This is a genomic window from Natronocalculus amylovorans (genome assembly GCF_023638035.1).
Classification (GTDB): Archaea; Halobacteriota; Halobacteria; order Halobacteriales; family Haloferacaceae; genus Natronocalculus; species Natronocalculus amylovorans.
This window is the reverse complement of sequence record NZ_JAKRVX010000004.1, coordinates 255,015-272,227: the sequence shown is the minus strand read 5'-3', so window position 1 is coordinate 272,227 and position 17,213 is coordinate 255,015. Positions and strand designations below refer to the sequence as shown.

Genomic DNA, 17,213 nt, shown 5'->3' with positions numbered 1-17,213 from the left:
GTTGGGCTTGGGATTGCGATAGTGCGCCGGTACCCCGTGAGCTGATCGATCGTAGTTCGATCGTGAGCCTCGGGAGTCGGTCATGTCGTTTTTGCGGCCTGTGCCGTTCCAATTTCAAACAATGGCACGAATGCATACCCGCCGCCGTGGCTCGTCCGGTTCGGACCGGCCGGTGGCAGACGAACCCCCGGAGTGGAGTGACGTAGACGCAGACGAAATTGAAGCACGCGTTGTTGAACTCGCAGAGCAAGGCCACGACCCGAGCGTCATCGGCCTCACGCTCCGCGACGAAGGCGTCAAAGGTGTTCCAGTTCCGAACGTCAAACTCGCAACTGGCAAAAAAGTCACCGAGATTCTCGAAGAGAACGATGCAAAACCGGAGATTCCGGAAGACCTCTACAAGCTTATGGAGCGCGCAGTTCGACTCCGTAACCACGCTGACGAGAACGGTCAGGACTACCAGAACAAACGCGCACTCCAGAACACCGAGTCAAAGATTCGCCGCCTCGTAAACTACTACCGTGGCGACGAACTCGATGAGGAGTTCAAGTACACCTACGACGCAGCAGTCAAACTGCTTGAATAAGCGTCGTGACTACCTGACACAAGACACAACACTACGCGGTATCACAATCCAGTAAATTAAATTACAACGCAATGTCCGACGCACACGCACCGCCCAACGCTGCCCCTGACGCCCTTGGTGTCACAGCGAACGCGATCGACACGGCCGAGTTTGTCCACCTTCGGACAGCACCAACAGGTGATGCGATCGCCGCGGCGAGCGTGCTTGTTGCGGGACTTGAAACACGGTCAATTCCATATCACGCACGGGTGACAACCGGATCGACCGAGAGTGACCCTTCGACCGACGACATTATTGTGTCGATCGGTACCCCACAATCGGAAACTCAGCAACAGCATGTGCTTCCAACTGTTGGGAGCGATCGACCGGCGAGCGTCGCAAGTGCGGCGCTGGTTCGTGAGTTAGGAATTGAGCCAAATCCAGTGATTGCACTGGCTGGTGTCGTTGCGGCCGGAGTTACACCAGGTGAGAGCGGAAGTGGCCCATTAGTAGATGCGGCAGTTCAGCACCGGCGTGTTGTCCAGCGACCAGGAGTTGGTCGCGCCACACACGACCTTGCTGATGGACTTGCACATTCAACGCTGTTTCACGCAGATTTCTCTGGAGAGCCACCAGCAGCGAGTGCGTTGCTTTCGAAGCTCGCGCTTCCCGCAGAGCTTGATGATGCTGCACGGACACGGCTTGCAAGCCGTGTTGCGATCGCAGCAACAGGTGGCGAACATGCGGAGACCGCCGCAAACGCGATCGGACAGGTGTTGCGCCCGTACGAAACACCAAATGGGCCGCTTGCAACCGTCGAAGGGCTTGCAGATGTGCTTGAAACCGTTTCGACAGCACACCCTGGAATTGCACTCGCGTATGCGCTTTCACCGGAATATGAGCCGCTTAAAACGGCAGCTCTCGATTGTTGGCGATCGGAGTCAAAAGCAGCACACAACGCAATTCGATCGGCGCAAACAGGCCGCTACGATGGGCTTGTCGTTGTACGGACAACGGTCGATCGAGCGTCAGTGTTGTCGACCGTTGCTCGGATAGTTGCTACCACACGATCGAAGGAGCCAGCAGTGTTAGTGCTCGGAACAGCACCAATCGATGACACACACTACGGAGCACTTCGAATCACAACGCAACAGTCTGCAATTCACGCAATGGAAACTGTTGGCTCGGAGTTCGATGCCGAAACCACAGGGACAACACAGCGTGCACAGATTGCGATCGAAAACGGCACTGAAGACAAGCTAGAGAGTCAACTCATTGCCGCAGTTCGAGAGGTGCTCAAATGAGTGAGAATACTCGAACGGCAACGATATCAACAACGCATACGCAGCCATCGGTTATCCGTGCAGCAATTGCTCCTGATAATACCGATGAGATGCAGACCGCTGTTTCGGGATCGCAGGTTGAGACCACGATTGCTCGAGAGACGACTGGAGGACTACAAGCGACCGTTGACGATTATCTCGTCAATCTTGGTGTCGCCGTGTCAGTAGCTACGTCATGTACACAGCACAGCCGACCAACTACAAACCAATCAGATTAGCTTAGACTACAATTATGAGTGAACGATCAGTATCACGACAGAAACGAGGAGGAAAACGATGGTACACCGTACTCGCGCCCGAGCAGTTCGACCGCGCAGAGCTTGGTGAGACCGTCGCAGAAGAACCAGAACAGATCATCGGTCGTACGATCGAGACCACGCTTGGCGAAATTAAACAAGACGCCGGCGCGAACAATACCAAACTAACATTCAAGATTACGGATGTTGGCAGCGACTCAGCATACACTGAGTTCATTCAACACGAACTGACCCGAGACTACCTTCGGAGTCTGGTCCGACGTGGGGCATCCAAGATTGATGCAAGCATCACAGTCCTTACGAAAGACGACTACCGTGTTCAGATCCAGCCAGTCGCATTCACAACCAAAAAGGCAGATCGAAGTCAAGAGGCTGCAATTCGCCGTGTCATGATCGACCTCGTCAAAGAGACGGGCTCAGAGCGGACGTTCGAAGAGCTTGTTGACAGTATCATCGAAGGTCGCCTCTCATCGGCGATCTACGGTGAGGCAAAGACGATCTATCCACTTCGACGCGTTGAGGTGCAGAAGCTGAGCCTTCGTGCACGACCTGCAGAAGTTGCTGCAGAAGAAGAAGCAGCAGTCGACGTCGACGAAGAAGACGTTGCAGTCGACGAGTAACTTCAACACCCAATATTCTATTTTTTACGAGCTGTGAGAGACTTCTGCTTGATCAAGAAGCAGCGACTCACCGGTAACGCTGTGTTGATACGCTGCAACGCTGTGTCCGGCTGAACGCCGAAATTCGATACCGTGGCGATCTGCACCCGATTGTGAGATACTAATATTGTCAAATGTGGTGTTATCACGATCAGCCACTAAAACAGCTGCGCCGCCTGCTGCACTTCCGTCGATAACTACGTTTTCACAGACTAGACTTTCCGTTGTTGCAGTCGGGAACAACGCACCACGAGGCGGTTTTACGCGGATCGCGTTTAGGTCATCCACATCAACAGTTATGTGGGTGTTTCGAATGATCGCATTCCAGAGCTGTGAGGAGAGTTCAATCGCTCCATCACTGTGTGTAATATCATACATTTCAACGCGACAGCCATCAACGACCGCAGGCTCTGTCTCCGACTGAGCGTCGTAATCTGTGAGGCGGATTCCCCGCATATTATTGGTGCCCGGTCGTGGTTGGTCACATCGAACATGGGCTCCTCGGACAAGCGAGCCACCGTTTACACGAATATTCGAGATCCCGTTATTTGAGAAATACCCACCATCAACGGTAATAGAGCCATCTGGTGGATCTGCATACAACCCGTTGTCTGGGAATCCGGAGATAACACACTCTCGAAAGTGTAGGTCTCCCTCGTTGGTGTTACCAACGTAACAACCCGAAATGTTGGTTTCCGGGAGTGCGCCATCAGGAAGTCGGAGCTGGTCAATGCTCGCATGCCCATCAGCGTCCGTCACATCAAGTCTGACGACGTTTGGGCCACTGTCTAACGTGCCAATGACATTGACGTTTTTTATAAAAAGCTGTGAATCGACTCGAGCCTGTAGTGCACGACCACCGGTACCGGACTCTGAAAGGTCGAACGTTAGATCCTCAAACCAAAACTCTGCATTCGAATCTGGCGATTCAGCCATAAACAGGTATTCGTTTGTTCCCGTTGCAGGCCGGATCGTTGCGTCATTTCCGCGAATCCCTAACCGCTGAAAATCTTCCAACACGACGGTTCGATCAAGCATATACTCACCTGGTGGTAGTTCAAGCAGGCGGTCCTCTCGTGCTGCAGATTCAATGACATCCGCGACCGATGTTTCTCCCGTCTGATCGATACCATGTCCACGGAGATCAACCCGTGTAAGCTCTGTCGTTGACTCTTTGTATCGAAACTGTGGACGATTGCTCAGCGGGTCAGCCACGGTTTGTGGGGTCGGGTACTCATCAGTAGCGAATGGGTTCTGTGACCTGATTGTTGCACAGCCAGCAAGCGCGGTCCCAAGAGCACCTCCAGCAACGGCTTTCAACGCTGCTCTTCGGGTGAATTTATGAGACACATGAGCGAGAGGGTAAGCGACGGTATTGTTATGGCGAGATTTCGAGGTGGAAAGTAAATCTTACTGGTAAACTATTCTTCGACAACGATCGTCCCGATCATCCCGCCCTGTTCGTGTGGTATACACACATAGCCGTAGTTTCCAGGAACCGCAAACGTGTGTGCAAATTGTTCTCCATTGTCGATGCCGCCACCACCTCTATCTGCCCACTCTTCTCTGGCGGTTTGTTCATTTTCGTATCCACCAGTCGCAAAAAACTCCGCGTCTTCTGGAATGAGTTCATCGTAAGCAGTCACAGTGTGCGCTCGTGTGCTCGTATTCTCCCACGTTACCGTGTCACCAACCTCGATAGTATAGGTTTCCGGAGTGAATGCATCAGCAGTCATTCCAATATCATACTCACCATCGTCAAACAGTGTGACACAGCCTGTAAGAGAAAGCGTCGCTGCTGCTCCAGTGCAGTGGAGGAAGCGTCGGCGGTCCATATTGATGGTTGGTGCGTCAGCAATTTAGGGGCCGCGGTTTCTCTCATAAATTGAGACTCATCCAAGCACCGGAGATAACAACACGTAAATCCGCCCTCTTCATGCACCGAATTATGAAACCCAGATTCGTTGGACTGCTTGGTTTGGCTGATGCAGTGACGATCGCCAACGCAGCACTTGGGTTTCTCGCAGCCGCAGTTGCGATCATTGATACAGGGCTTGCTGCCCGATTGATTTTGTTGGGTGCGATCGCTGATGGGCTGGATGGCGTCATTGCTCGGCGTCGTGGAGGAACACCCGCTGGCCCATACCTGGATTCACTTGCAGATGTTGCATCGTTTGGCGTTGCACCTGCGGTATTGATTGCAGCAGTTACGTTTGAGACCTGGTCAGTAGAGACCGAGTTGGGAATGGTCGCAATCGGCCTTGGTGTGGCAGCCGTGTTCGTTGCAATGGCAGTGGCTCGACTTGGACTCTACACCGCGTATGATACGGATGTCAAGGAAACACAAGGTGCACAAACGACCCTTGCAGCAACAATATTAGCCGCAAGCGTCCTGTCGGGATATACCGAGCCATGGTATTTGATCGGACTCACAGCGCTTCTCTCACTACTTATGGTCTCGACGATTACCTATCCCGATCTGCATGCACAGGATGCGCTTGTAATGGGTGTCGTCCAAGCACTCGCAATCTTGCTTCCGGGAGACGTAGGACGAAACTTTGCGGTTGCGCTGTTGATTCTCGCCTTAGCGTATCTCACGCTGTCGCCGATCTACTACTGGCGCGATGGGCTTGATTGGGGGCCGCTTCGGAAACGATCATAGGAATTCGCAGGCTACATCCCCATATCATCTGCTGCCTCTGGAATCGGTAGTTCATGCACTGACACAGCGAGGAGTTCTGCAGCGTGGTCGAGTGCCATATCGAATCCGTAGTAGCGCTCTAGCTCATCGCCATCGACAGTTGGACGGACTTTGAGCATCGCATAGCCGTCAATATTTTGTGCGATCGCAGCCGAACCGCCCGATCCTGTGAACACAAGTACTCGTTCTCCATTGGCCTCTTCGTATGTTGCAGTGATTCCATTCGACTCTAACTGCGTCTCTACCATGGCTATTGATACGATGTGCAGACAGTCGTATCTACCGGTTTCTGTTCTCGATTGATGTCTCTCGTACAAGAGAGATATTATATACGATATGAATGTGGACGGGCTGAAATTGCCTAGCGTTCCAGACACGGGGAATCCCAGTTGCCTCCTCCACCCCGCGACCCAACGAGCGACGCACGTCCGGCGATGGGCTGCTCACTTCCGTGCCTGACCCGGTATCGCCGACGAGACAGCATCGATCGCTCCTGCGAGCGAGGACGCTGAACCGCTGTCCCCGTCGGACGAGGTTTCTACGTTGGCTGTTGGGGCCCGAGTCGGTCTGACTGGACGCCTTCAGCGTTTGGTCCCCGCTAAAGACTCTATGGCGGGTGATGAGCAGGGCCTAACTGCCCGACCTAGTCCAGTTTCAGATACAACCGACCGACATAAGGGCCTTTCGACTCGGAACCACGCTTGTATCTCACAAAAATCGGTTATGTTTATAAAACAGCCCACGCGTACACTGCGCCAATAGTCGCAATAATAAATGAGAGCGCAACACTGACCCACGGGTGGTACTCGATCCAAGAGTACTCTTGTGGGAAACTAAACAGCACGGAATCAGGAATCCAAACGGCCCACAGCGTAGTCATTGCGAATAACGCAACACCGACAACAACCATGATTCCCGCAACGAGATCCGAATCTGCTCGACCACGTTCACCCGATAGAAAGATCACAACCCCAAGGACGGACAAAAAGACCCCTCCGGCAATGCCAAGCGGTCCTGCGGCGTAATACTCTCCGATCGGCGCTGCGAGCCCGTCAACGATAAGATACGGTGCTGAAAGGACCGCTGCGAAGACAAGACAGGCGACTGCACCAAGATACGGTGCAACACGATCGAGTTCCATATCTGATAGTAGTCGGGTTTGCTGATAAAAGAACCGAGAGCCCGTCATGAAAGGAAACCGGTAAGGGTATTGCACGCACTCGTTCGCTATGGAACGCGTTGCGATTATTGGCGCAGCAATGACCCAGTTCGGGCAGCGCGACGCTTGGGTCCGCGAGCTACTCGCGGAGGCAGGGGCCGCATGTCTCGAGAATTCGGGCGTCAAAGCGGAGGCACTCGATCATCTGTACGTATCGAATATGGCAAGCGGCGAATTTGAAGGCCAAACCGGCATTCCAAATGCGCTTGCACATGATCTTGCAGCACTCCCGGCATACACCGCGCGAATCGACCAAACAAGCTCATCAGGCGGTGCTGGTGTCTACGCCGCATGGCAGTCGATTGCGTCGGGTGCATCGGAGATGACGATGCTTGTCGGTGGCGAAAAGATGACGCACCGATCGACTGCAGAGGCAACTGACGTCATCGCGTCGCTCACACATCCGGTTGAATATAAACAAGGAGTAACACTGCCATCGTTTGCAGGACTGACCGCTCGGCTCTATCTTGACACGTATGATGCACCACGGGAGAGTCTCGGAAAAGTTGCGGTGAAGAACCACAAAAATGGCGTTGACAACCCACATGCACAGTTTCAAAAGGAGGTCGATCTCGAGACGGTTATGGAGTCACCAGTAGTTGCGGATCCGCTGCGGTTGTATGATTTCTGCCCAATCACAGATGGATCGGCCGCACTGTTGCTCTGCCCTGAATCAGTCGCAAAAGAGTACACCGACAGCTACGTGACGATCGAAGGGATCGGCGGCGCAACCGACACACACGTTGTTCACGAGCGTGCTGATCCAACAACAATGGGTGGTGTTGTCGATTCGAGTGAAATCGCCTACGAGATGGCTGACATGGATCCAGATGATATCGATGTCGCAGAACTGCACGATATGTTCACCATTCTTGAGTTCCTCCAGTCGGAGGATCTTGGCTTCTTCGAGAAGGGGAAGGGATGGAAAGCCATTGAGGACGGTGTAACCGATCGGGATGGCGAACTTCCGATCAATACGTCGGGCGGACTCAAATCAAAAGGGCATCCACTGGGTGCAAGCGGTGTCGCGCAGGTATATGAGATCTATCAGCAGCTTACCGGAAATGCAGGACCACGACAGGTCGATGCGAATGTGGGGCTTGCGTGTAACGTTGGTGGATTCGGAAACTGTGTGACGACAACGATTATGGAGGCGAACTAAGATGAGCGAACAGCCGCCATTCGAGGCCGCAGTGTATGCAGATGGAAGTATTACGTATCCAGCACATCCGCGCGGACCCGACGGAAGTGAACCAGTGTCAACAGTTGACCTCAGCGAGTACACTGCAACGGTTATTACGTGGACAACATCGTATGCAACGCCACCGGGAGTACGCGAACCAAACCACATTGCAATCGTCGAGTTCGACGTTGATGGAGAACCCGTCCGTGCGCTTGGACAGGTGACAACCGGTAATGTGGAAATTGGACAGACAGTACAGCCGGTGTACGCAGAAGAGCTACGAGAACCCGGCGCAGGAATCAGAGAGCCAGCGAGTCAGTCGTGGGATGGGTATCGGTTTGAGCCGATCGAGTAGCGCTATAGAGACGTTTACTGCTTAGTTTTTAGTCGCGTCTCCGTCCAGGTCGTCGTCCTCGTCTTCATCATTCTCGTTGTTAGAGGCAGAATCGGTACCCGTCTCATCTTTTTGTAAGTCAGCCTTGATCGATTCTAGCTCAGAGTCGACATCGACTTCTGGGTCTGATTCTGATTCAGATTTTGGCTCTTGCTCTGGCTTTGATTTGGTATCACCAGACTCCGACCCGTCCGTTTCGTCATTCACATCAATCATGATCCCCCGATCTCGTCGGTGTGATAGCCGATCGGATTGCGTATCCGTGTCGGACTTCTCGCGGTTGATCCGGTTCTCACGATCGAGTTCACGACGAACATCACGTTCGGCATCCCGGAGCCGATCTTCGATCTCTTCGGTGAGGGTACGAGCATCGGAAATCAGAGCACGTGACTCTGGATTTTCTGGGAGATCGGCCTCTGATAGTGCACGTCGAAGCTCAGAGAGGCTTTCAGCTAGCTGTCCGCTTGCTTCGCCACGGACGCGATCGAACTCACGCCGAGCAGCGCCGCCCTCTTCGCGTGCTGCACGACCAGGATCGGCAAGTCTGAGGGTTCGTTGGAGCAACTCAAGCGATCGGATCGTCGCCTCAAGCATCGCAATCAGCGTCGGAATCGTATACTGTTCGGTGAACCGAAGCAACTCACCAAGGCTCGGTGGCCGTGGTGGCTGTCGGCGAATATCCGATTTGAGTTCACGGCGAAGCTCTGCAAGCGTCTCTTCTAACTCCGATAGCCGATCGTCGAGAGCATCGTCACGGGGCGAGCGGGAAGGCATACCTACTAATTAGACCGTCTGCGGGTTAAGGGTTCGTGACTCTCTGCGATTCGGGTTAGCGTGGCTTTGCCCGACGATACTGTGGCGGCCACTCAACGTCAACACCAAGCTCAGACGCAGCGTGGAGTGCAAAGTACGGATCGCGGAGATGTTCCCGTCCAACAATTGCGAGATCTGCTCGTTCGTTTCTGATGACCGCATCTGCATGTGTTGCATCCGTGATCCCCCCAACTGCACCAACGGGAACGTCGGTCTCGTTTCTAATTGCCTCCGCAAAGCTGACCTGATAGCCTGGGCCAGTGTTTGTAATTGCTTGATCAGGGTGAATCCCACCAGAACTCACATCAATCAGATCTGCACCGGCCGCTTGCAGAAGCGGCGCCAGCTTGATCGACTGTTGAAGGTCCCATGATGGACGGTCGTCGATCCAATCCGTTGCAGAGATGCGGACAAACACTGGCTTATCATCGTCCCACACCTCTCGAACTGCCTCCGTAATTTCGAGCACGATCCGGGCGCGGTTTTCAAAAGTGCCACCGTAATCATCGTCTCGTGTGTTCGAGATCGGTGACAGGAACTCATGGAGGAGGTAGCCGTGGGCTGCGTGGACCTCTGCGATTTCAAACCCAGCGTGCTTTGCACGGACCGCTGCGGCTCTGAAGTCCGCAATGATCTGCTCAATGTCGTCGATCGAGAGTTTCCTCACACCACGATCGTCGCCCTCATACGGGTATGGGACATCACTCGGAGCAACGGGGACCCATCCGCCTGTGTCGAGAGGCACGGGACCGGAGTGCTCCTCCCACGGGCGGTATGTGCCTGCTTTTCGGCCAGCGTGTGCGAGTTGGATCGCCGGCATACTTCCTTGTGACCGAATAAATTGTGTGATTGGCGCAAGCGCATCAGCATGCTCATCACTCCAGATACCGAGATCTTGTGGAGAGATTCGACCGTCAGGGGTGACTGCTGTTGCTTCAGCCATGACAATACCTGCACCACCAACTGCCCGACTGCCTAAATGAACGTTGTGCCAGTCATCAGCCAGCCCATCAACCGAGGAGTACTGACACATTGGTGAGACCATAATCCGATTCGGAATCTCTGTCGATCGGATTGTCAGCGGATCGAAAAGCGTCTCTGTCATCAGCAAACCTAGGTATCCGAGCGTAATACGGCTAGGGACTGCGGTCTTGATTGCCGATGACTAGTCCGGGTTGCCGGTTTCGGTGGCTACTGACCAATGCAGACAAAAATAGCGGTATGGGACTTTCGACGACCGAAATAATGGATCTTAGTTTAGAACTAGTTGATTGGGACACGATCCCGGGAGATAGTACAATCTATGTTCCGGGAGAGGATATCGAAACGGCACTGGTTGGAATTGATCTTGAGAGTCCAGAGATCCAACTTGCCGCACAAGAGGGCTATGATCTTGCACTTGCACATCATCCGACTGGCGATCGCGCACGATTGGAGTTTACTGCAGTGTTAGAAAAACAGATCTCGTTCATGACCGCTCACGGGGTGCCAGAAGACGTGGCATCGGCGGCTGCAAAGGGGCTTATCGATCGAATGGATCACGCAGCACATTCGATGAACTTCAGACATGATCCAAGCATTGCAGAGCTGCTTGGACAACCATATATGAACATCCACCTCGCGCCTGATGAGATCGGCCGCCGGATGATGGATGAGGTGGCTGATTCGCTTGCTGATGATGCGAGTGTTGGAGATCTTGTTGATGCATTCTACGCTGAGTTTGACGAGTTCCAGGATGCACAGACAGAAATCAAGACTCGTCTTGGTGACGCTGAGAACGAGCTTGGAACGGTTGCAGTCCATCACGCCGCAGGCACAAACGGTGGCGCAGATGTTGCTCGGGCGTATTTTGAGCACGGCGTTGATACGGTCGTCTACATCCATATCGGACCCGGTGACACACAAACGCTTCGAGAGGAATTTCAAGATTCAGGAAAGAATCTCGTCATTACCGGCCACATTGCAAGTGACGCGATCGGACTCAACGTTCTCATTGATACGTTGGAAGCACATGGGGTCGAGTGTACGCCAATTTCGGGATGTACGATCGGCCGCTGAAAGAGCGTATTGGATTAGGGCAACCAAAACCTATTTTAGTTTAGGCGAACCTAACACCATACATGCCTGCATCGGATACTCGTGAAAACTGCGAGGAAACTCGGGAACCATCTCAAAACATAGACACGGTCCCCTGTATCTCTGCGCTCCGTGCCTCACCGGATCGGTTCGTATTTACAGAAGAGGGTAACTGCGACGGGTGGATTGCGACCGATCATACAGTTACACTCAAACAGTAACTTCGGTTAAATAAGATAGAACGCCGTGTGGGGCTGTTTTAGTACTCTGTGTGGTTGTGAGTTAGTTTAGGGCACCTTCGACAACGAGCGTGTCGTCTTCAAGGTAGTGTTCGATGTGGTGGGCATCCTCTTCAACGTCAACGAGGATCTCTTTGAGTAGCTGCTCAGTCGCGTAGTCGCCGAGATTGTTTGCGAGGCGGATGTGCTCGCGCATTCCTTCGATGATGTCGCCGTACATTTCAAGATCGTTTTCGAGTGACGCTCGAGCGCTGTAGACATCTTCGTCCTCTGGCGTGACTGTTGCTCGCTCCTCAAGGTTTGACATGCCAGACACTGGGACACCACCGATCGCTTGTGCACGCTCTGCAATGATATCTGCGCCTTCCTCGATCGTCTCATATGCTTCCTGAAGGAAGATATGCAGGTCACGGAACTCTGCACCTTCGACGTTCCAGTGGTGCTTTTTCAACTGGTGATACAGAACGTACGCATTTGCGAGGTCCGTATTGAGCGCCTCAATAATTTGTGAGGCTTTCTCTTCGTCAAGACGAAGCGATGATTCTTCAACTGAGCCTGCTTGCCTCCGAACGGTTTTTTGGGTGCTCATAGCAACTCAATGTTCGTACTACAGGCACTTAAAGATGCTTTATCACAAATGTTATTTTTCTTTTTAGAAAATAATTTTCTTTTTGCGTTGTGATCGGATACGTGGTTCAGCATCCAAGAGAGCATGGGCACTGCTGTCACAGCAATCAGCTGTGGTACGCAAAGGGAAACGCTCTTAGGACAGTCGCACCCAGTTTCCAGCATATGAGCAACGGCGAGGATGAGGAGACGCCGACCGACGCCGAGACTGATTCGGATGCCGAGTCCGTCTCCGAAGAGAGCCTTATCGAACGGCTTGATGGAGCAGCACAGACGATTGAAGACGCAGAGACAGAAGCGGACCTCGATGAGATCGAAGCAGCGTTGGACGCGATCGAATCCGATCTCGAGGCATCTGAACTCCCAGTACCGGATGACGAGGACGAAGATGATCCAAACGAGACGTTCGAAGGTCGTCTGAGCAGTCTCCGTGATGAGTTGGAATCCCAGCGCGGTCCATACGCATCCGATGTTATCGAGACTGTCGAGGAGGTCTCAGAGACGGTTGAAGAGACACGATGGACCGTCGCAGGGGAGCCAGACGTGTTGACCGCAGTAGAGACGTTTGCTACTGCAGCAGGTGAAGCGCTTGATGATCATTTTGACCCGGACGTTGTTGACGTAGACGAGGCAACAAACGCCTTGGCAGACGTCGTCGCAACGATCAACGCCGCAGAGCTCGATGCTGACGAGGATACAGACACAATCGAGGCACTCGTCGAAGCTGCGGATGAGCTTGCATCGGCTGTTGATGCTGCCGAAGAGTGGGATGATCTCGAAACGTACGAACAGCTCCAAGCAGAGGGCTACTACGATGTGCTCGGACACTACAAAGACTACCCACCAGAGTGGTCTGCGCTGAAAGAGCACGAAAAGCGTGGGAACGTCGATATGATTCTACTTGCGCTTGATAGTCTTCAGTCGGACTTCATGGAGCGCCATTGTCTCGAGTCACTCGAACGAATGGGCAAACGAGCCGCAACTGACGAAGCGATCGAGACGATGCTTCAGCGAGCAAACAAGCGCGATCAGTTCGCAATTTCGATCCTTGGCAAGATGCAGGCAGCAGAGGCAGTCGAGACCCTCATCGACTACGTTGATACCGACAAGAACCCTGGACTACAGAAGGTAGTCTTCAAGGCACTTGGTGAGATTGGCGATACCGACGCAACCCAGCCGCTTGCTGACAAACTCATTATGGAGAATGACAACGTTCGACCATACGCGGCGCGTGCACTCGGGTTGCTCGGTGATACTCGTGCGATCGCCCCACTGGCAGATACACTCCGGACAGATGAGAACCCGAATGTCAGGGCAAGCGCTGCATGGGCGCTCAGGCAGATCGGAACGAAACGCGCACTCGAGCGTGTTGTCGATCTCGAGTCGGATGATGCGTTTGTTGTCGATACCGAGATTCAGAAGGCAACAAAAGAGCTGAACGCAGTCGCACCATCAGCGTAGATCAGACCGTCCATCGCCATAGATTTTTATACGAATCCGAGCCAGAGAGCGTGTGCGATCGAACGCGCTTGTGCTCGCCGTTGTCTGTAGCCTGCTAGCAGTCGGTCTAGGGACGATCGGATCGACACCAGTCTTTGCACTGGAGTCACCAGCAATACAGAGTGGAAACGTAACAGAAGCCGAGATTGAGACAGAGACGGAAACTGGGACAAAAAATCACTCAGCAATTATCAAAGTCTATCCAAACCTGCCAGTTCCACAAAATCGGGGCGAATATGTCGTTGTGACACTCGCACAGCCGGGAAATTGGACCCTCACAGATGGGGTCTCAACTGTGTCACTCCCACGCAATCACACTGGACCGATCGCAGTCACTCGTGACCCACACCTCACACAAAATATCACACGCTATCCAGTGTACGAAACGGCGTCTCGGTTCCGCCTTTCGCAGGATGGGGAGACGCTGACGCTCAAGCGGGACGGAAAAATGGTCGATAAGATCGCCTATGACCGTGCGACAGAGGGCGACCGCTGGCACCGGAATGCATCACAACAATGGATTCCAGAAGGACTCACACTCCGTGAAACAGTCAATACTGGACCCGCAACCGTTGAGACGTTCGTTCTTCCAGACACGCCAGCCCAGCCGATTGAACCGATTGCAACTGCGACCGATCGCGTCCATATTGGTGCATATACGTTTGAGTCATGGACGGCTGCCAAAGCGCTGGTTGAGGCACACGATCGGGGTGCAAACGTATCTGTTCTTGTTGATGGAAACCCGGTCGGAGGCGTAAGCGAGCAGCAGAAATCGGTGCTTGATACACTTGTTGCAGAAGGTGTCACTGTACACGTTCTTGGTGGTGATCGGAGCCGGTTCCGATTCCATCACCCAAAGTATGCGATCGCAGATGATAATGCGGTTGTACTGACAGAAAATTGGAAGCCCGCAGGGACGGGTGGGAAGGAGAGCCGGGGGTGGGGAGTACGAATTGAGAATAACCGGACCGCCAATGAACTCTACACCGTGTACCACCATGATACGGGCTGGAAAGATACGGTTTCATGGGAGACGTACCGTACACAAATAGACACTACTGAACAGCCTGTCGCCGCGGGTGAGTTTGAAACCGCTCACCGAGCAAAAAAACATACCGCCGATCAAGTATCTGTCCTCACCGCACCGGGTAATGCAGAGGATGCAGTCGTCAAAATGCTTCGATCGGCTGAAGACGAAGTGTTGATTATGCAGCCACAGCTTGCCAGCCCACAACAGCGGATGGTCCGTGCTGCGGTTGCGGCCGCAAAACGGGGTGTCGATGTTAAAATACTGCTTTCGGATGCATGGTACAGCAATGAGGAAAACAACGCGATTGCGGCACACATGAATCGGCAGGCGGATGCAGGTAACTATCCGTTAGCGGTGCGTGTTGATGAGCCAAACGGAAGGTACGGCAAGATTCACGCGAAAGGACTCGTTGTAGATAATACGACGATCGTTGGGAGCCTCAACTGGAACGATAATTCGGCCCGAGAAAATCGTGAGGTTGCAGTGCAGATCGAGAGCGCCGAGGTGGCAACATATTACCGATCTGTGTTCGCTGCTGACTGGCAAACAGACAAACACGATGAGCGAACAGTTCGGTACGTGGAGGGTGGTGTGCTCATACTGATTGGGCTGATTGCGATCGGAACGATCGCGTATGCTCATCGATCGATCATTTTCGCCGAATAAAAACGACTGGATGTGATTTAGTCGTCGATCAGTGCCGTCGTTGAAAGCGCCTCATCAAGTTCTGCCTGTGCCATTTTTTCGACGAGTGCGTCAATGACTGCTTTGCGTCGACCCTTGACAAACTTGATCGAGCCAACAACAAGGTGACCGCCGCCGGAGACGCCAGCTCCCGGAAGCTCATTATTAAGCTCTGTAACCATCTGTGGGATGTCCAGTCTGACACCGTCTGATCGGAGCACCGCAAAATCAGGCCCATAGCCGATCGTAATCACAGGTTCACCAGTCTCTTTGACTTTCGTATCGTGGAGGTTTCCAGTTGTTTTCCCCGGTGCGGGATAGGTGAATCGATGTGCGAAGTCGTCCAGGTCAATTCGATAGAGGTGTGAATCGGAGTCGAGTCGCTCGTGCTCAACGTGTGGGTCAACGGCGCGAAGTTGGCGAGCAACATCTTTCTCAGCACGCGTTGAGAGGAACGAAATAAGCTCATTGTGTCGGTCTGGATCGTCGCAGTTGACATCTAAGACATCGTTGACAAGCGCTTTCCCCTCACTGTATCGGAGCCAGTGTGCGGCATAGTCAAGCGCTTCACTGATATTGTGAAGATCAGTTTCGTTATAGCCTGCATCCTGTGCTAAATCAAGATAGCGTTGCATTGCTTCGGCTTTCGATCGATCCGAGAGCCCAGCAACGGCAGGAACATGCTGAAGGTCCTCAGTGATGGCTGGATCAATCAGTCGGGCCAACTCAACACACATCATGCCAGTGGTAATCCGATAATCCTCGCCATACAGGTATGGATTGACATGGGCGTCAAGGAGTGGCTCAACTGCTTCCGGATCCGGGTGGTGATGATCAATCACTGCGATCGGGATATCGTAGTGTGCAAGGTTCTCATATGCAGGGACATCCTCTTCAGTTGATCCGTTATCGAGCATCAGGAGGAATGGAAGTTTCTGGCCATGTCGTGCCTGCCCCTCTAGTGCGAAATTGAGGTCGCGTGTCACGTCTTCCATCTCGTAGAATGGCGCTTTGCTCGGAAGCCGCTTGAACAGATGTAGCGGCGCATCTGCATCCTCATGAACGGATGCAATGAAGTTTTCAAGCGCGAACTGCACGGGTATCGATGCACACATTCCGTCCCCGTCTGCGTGGTGGCGAACACGGATTGGACGCCCCTCAAGAACAGTCCGACGAAGCAGCGTTGCAACCGCTCGGAGATCCTCGTAGATTGGCTCAAATGCATCCCACTCGATGAGCGGCTCGAGATCAGCAGGCTCAGCGCGTGCTGCGATCGATTCCTCTCGGTCGGCTTTGACGTCCGCTTCGGCGTCGCCAGTGAGAATGTCGATCGAATCAGCTTCAAGCTGTCTCATACCATCGTGCGTACTGACAGTCCCTGAAACGCGGACAATATCTTCGAGGGAAACCTCAGGATATGCTCGAACGCCTGCATCTTCGAACGCAGCACAGATCAAGATACCAGTGTTGTCTGCGATATGGAACAGTGTCGGACCACCAGTTTGTTTGATCTGTACAACCGCCCCTTGAATGGTTGTATCTGAGCCCGAAACCAAGGATGCGATCGAATCGATCGTTGGCTCGTGCTCGACAATCTCAGTCTGGTAGTTCGACAGCGATGGGACTGTAAATGAAATATCGCCGTTCGGCTTGATTTCATCAAGCGAAACAACGAGTCGATCACCTACGCTGTGGGTTGTTTCAAGATTCGATTCGTGAACAAGGCCGGAAACCGTATCGGAGATATCAACAAAGACGCCGTAGTCGACCACACCGTTTACAACGGCATGGTAGTTCGCTCCACCCTCGACATCCTCGAGGGTGCAATCCGGAGCGAGATCGAAGACGATAGCTTGTGTGTCGTCTCCAGCGCCGGAATCCCCGGCGGAATTATCTGCCATGATGGTTCGTTAGACAGACCGA

Annotated in this window: 19 protein-coding genes and 1 other RNA gene; 11 read left to right on the top strand and 9 right to left on the bottom strand. The window is 53.2% G+C overall.

What is annotated here, in order from left to right; genetic code table 11:
- Positions 1-121 precede the first annotated feature (121 nt).
- The 4 genes from AArcSt2_RS11935 to AArcSt2_RS11920 all read left to right on the top strand — a co-directional run bounded on the left by AArcSt2_RS11935 (position 122) and on the right by AArcSt2_RS11920 (position 2,785).
- On the top strand, positions 122-586 hold the full coding sequence (locus AArcSt2_RS11935) for a 30S ribosomal protein S15 (protein WP_174653422.1): 465 nt from the start codon (positions 122-124) through the stop codon (positions 584-586).
- 71 nt (positions 587-657) lie between these two features.
- On the top strand, positions 658-1,869 hold the full coding sequence (locus tag AArcSt2_RS11930) for an exonuclease RecJ (RefSeq protein WP_250584897.1): 1,212 nt from the start codon (positions 658-660) through the stop codon (positions 1,867-1,869).
- Positions 1,866-2,126 carry a KEOPS complex subunit Pcc1 gene (locus tag AArcSt2_RS11925; RefSeq protein ID WP_174653420.1) on the top strand — a complete coding sequence of 87 codons (261 nt, stop codon included), beginning with the start codon at positions 1,866-1,868 and terminating at the stop codon, positions 2,124-2,126. Before AArcSt2_RS11930 ends, AArcSt2_RS11925 begins: the two co-directional genes overlap by 4 nt.
- A gap of 14 nt (positions 2,127-2,140) precedes the next feature.
- On the top strand, positions 2,141-2,785 hold the full coding sequence (locus AArcSt2_RS11920; RefSeq protein WP_174653419.1) for a 30S ribosomal protein S3ae: 645 nt from the start codon (positions 2,141-2,143) through the stop codon (positions 2,783-2,785).
- Between the two features lie 24 nt (positions 2,786-2,809).
- Here AArcSt2_RS11920 and AArcSt2_RS11915 read toward each other — a convergent pair whose 3' ends face one another.
- Positions 2,810-4,174, bottom strand: coding sequence for a hypothetical protein (locus AArcSt2_RS11915; protein ID WP_250584895.1), 1,365 nt, complete (start codon positions 4,172-4,174; stop codon positions 2,810-2,812).
- A 71-nt stretch (positions 4,175-4,245) separates the two neighbouring features.
- On the bottom strand, positions 4,246-4,659 hold the full coding sequence (locus AArcSt2_RS11910; protein ID WP_250584893.1) for a cupredoxin domain-containing protein: 414 nt from the start codon (positions 4,657-4,659) through the stop codon (positions 4,246-4,248).
- 113 nt (positions 4,660-4,772) lie between these two features.
- Here AArcSt2_RS11910 and AArcSt2_RS11905 point away from each other — a divergent pair, with 113 nt between their 5' ends.
- On the top strand, positions 4,773-5,486 hold the full coding sequence (locus tag AArcSt2_RS11905; protein WP_250584891.1) for a protein sorting system archaetidylserine synthase: 714 nt from the start codon (positions 4,773-4,775) through the stop codon (positions 5,484-5,486).
- Between the two features lie 11 nt (positions 5,487-5,497).
- Here AArcSt2_RS11905 and AArcSt2_RS11900 read toward each other — a convergent pair whose 3' ends face one another.
- The 3 genes from AArcSt2_RS11900 to AArcSt2_RS11890 all read right to left on the bottom strand — a co-directional run bounded on the left by AArcSt2_RS11900 (position 5,498) and on the right by AArcSt2_RS11890 (position 6,666).
- Positions 5,498-5,773 carry a DUF7111 family protein gene (locus AArcSt2_RS11900; protein ID WP_174653415.1) on the bottom strand — a complete coding sequence of 92 codons (276 nt, stop codon included), beginning with the start codon at positions 5,771-5,773 and terminating at the stop codon, positions 5,498-5,500.
- A gap of 92 nt (positions 5,774-5,865) precedes the next feature.
- Positions 5,866-6,179, bottom strand: an RNA gene (ffs, locus tag AArcSt2_RS11895) — signal recognition particle sRNA.
- A gap of 73 nt (positions 6,180-6,252) precedes the next feature.
- Positions 6,253-6,666, bottom strand: a complete 414-nt coding sequence (locus AArcSt2_RS11890) for a DUF7548 family protein (protein WP_250584889.1) — start codon at positions 6,664-6,666, stop codon at positions 6,253-6,255.
- Positions 6,667-6,754: 88 nt separating this feature from the next.
- Between AArcSt2_RS11890 and AArcSt2_RS11885 the strand changes: the two genes are divergently transcribed.
- Both AArcSt2_RS11885 and AArcSt2_RS11880 read left to right on the top strand, forming a co-directional pair.
- Entirely contained in the window at positions 6,755-7,906 is a 1,152-nt protein-coding gene (locus AArcSt2_RS11885) for a thiolase family protein (protein WP_250584887.1), read from the top strand.
- Between the two features lies 1 nt (position 7,907).
- Entirely contained in the window at positions 7,908-8,282 is a 375-nt protein-coding gene (locus AArcSt2_RS11880; protein WP_250584885.1) for a Zn-ribbon domain-containing OB-fold protein, read from the top strand.
- Positions 8,283-8,303: 21 nt separating this feature from the next.
- Here the strand turns inward: AArcSt2_RS11880 and AArcSt2_RS11875 are convergent, their stop codons facing one another.
- Together AArcSt2_RS11875 and AArcSt2_RS11870 are read right to left on the bottom strand one after the other, a co-directional pair.
- Positions 8,304-9,095: a DUF7547 family protein gene (locus AArcSt2_RS11875; protein WP_250584883.1), complete on the bottom strand. Its 792-nt coding sequence runs from the start codon at positions 9,093-9,095 to the stop codon at positions 8,304-8,306.
- A 55-nt stretch (positions 9,096-9,150) separates the two neighbouring features.
- Entirely contained in the window at positions 9,151-10,239 is a 1,089-nt protein-coding gene (locus AArcSt2_RS11870; protein WP_250584881.1) for an NADH:flavin oxidoreductase/NADH oxidase, read from the bottom strand.
- A 116-nt stretch (positions 10,240-10,355) separates the two neighbouring features.
- Between AArcSt2_RS11870 and AArcSt2_RS11865 the strand changes: the two genes are divergently transcribed.
- Together AArcSt2_RS11865 and AArcSt2_RS11860 are read left to right on the top strand one after the other, a co-directional pair.
- Entirely contained in the window at positions 10,356-11,192 is an 837-nt protein-coding gene (locus tag AArcSt2_RS11865; protein ID WP_250584879.1) for a Nif3-like dinuclear metal center hexameric protein, read from the top strand.
- Between the two features lie 62 nt (positions 11,193-11,254).
- Positions 11,255-11,431, top strand: a complete 177-nt coding sequence (locus AArcSt2_RS11860; RefSeq protein ID WP_250584877.1) for a hypothetical protein — start codon at positions 11,255-11,257, stop codon at positions 11,429-11,431.
- A gap of 61 nt (positions 11,432-11,492) precedes the next feature.
- Here the strand turns inward: AArcSt2_RS11860 and dpsA are convergent, their stop codons facing one another.
- Complete coding sequence (gene dpsA, locus AArcSt2_RS11855) at positions 11,493-12,038, bottom strand: DNA starvation/stationary phase protection protein DpsA (protein WP_250584875.1); 546 nt, start codon at positions 12,036-12,038, stop codon at positions 11,493-11,495.
- A 203-nt stretch (positions 12,039-12,241) separates the two neighbouring features.
- On the opposite strand from dpsA, the gene AArcSt2_RS11850 reads away from it, so the two are divergent.
- Positions 12,242-13,537, top strand: a complete 1,296-nt coding sequence (locus AArcSt2_RS11850) for a HEAT repeat domain-containing protein (RefSeq protein WP_250584873.1) — start codon at positions 12,242-12,244, stop codon at positions 13,535-13,537.
- Between the two features lie 52 nt (positions 13,538-13,589).
- Positions 13,590-15,272, top strand: a complete 1,683-nt coding sequence (locus AArcSt2_RS11845; protein ID WP_250584871.1) for a phospholipase D-like domain-containing protein — start codon at positions 13,590-13,592, stop codon at positions 15,270-15,272.
- 17 nt (positions 15,273-15,289) lie between these two features.
- Here the strand turns inward: AArcSt2_RS11845 and han are convergent, their stop codons facing one another.
- Positions 15,290-17,191 carry a Hef-associated nuclease gene (han, locus tag AArcSt2_RS11840; protein ID WP_250584869.1) on the bottom strand — a complete coding sequence of 634 codons (1,902 nt, stop codon included), beginning with the start codon at positions 17,189-17,191 and terminating at the stop codon, positions 15,290-15,292.
- Positions 17,192-17,213 lie beyond the last annotated feature (22 nt).